This is a genomic window from Xenorhabdus entomophaga, from assembly GCF_037996725.1.
In the GTDB taxonomy this organism is placed as follows: Bacteria; Pseudomonadota; Gammaproteobacteria; order Enterobacterales; family Enterobacteriaceae; genus Xenorhabdus; species Xenorhabdus khoisanae.
Genome location: NZ_JBBMXH010000374.1, coordinates 1 through 384, shown reverse-complemented (window position 1 = coordinate 384; position 384 = coordinate 1). Strand labels below are relative to the sequence as shown.

Below are 384 nucleotides of genomic sequence, written 5' to 3'. Positions count from 1 at the left end.
CGCCCATTGCACTGGAGACCGGCAATCACCGCTATTCCCTGCCATTGGGAGAATCGGTGCAGTTGTTCCGGCTGGGTGATATTGAGGTCGTGCAACAACCCGATGACAGTAAACAACGGGGTACACCTTATCACTGGCTGCCGATTGAACAGTTTACCCCCGCCGGACATTTTCTGGATGACGACCGGCAACCCGACACGTTTTATTACCAACTTCAGACCGAGCGTGATTTTCTGGGCAGAATACAGCACCGGCTGCACTTTTTCGATTTAACGGGCAAACCGGCAAACGACTTACCTGCCATTGAGGTTTCGTGTTATTTCACTGGCTACCATGAACAGGTGTGTACGCTGGAGCAAGGCACTATCACCGTAACGCAGGAAG

General features: G+C 52.3%; 1 pseudogene. It reads left to right on the top strand.

The window, feature by feature from the left end:
- Positions 1-384 (top strand): annotated as a pseudogene (locus AAC854_RS23265) (type VI secretion system baseplate subunit TssF); the annotation flags it as partial.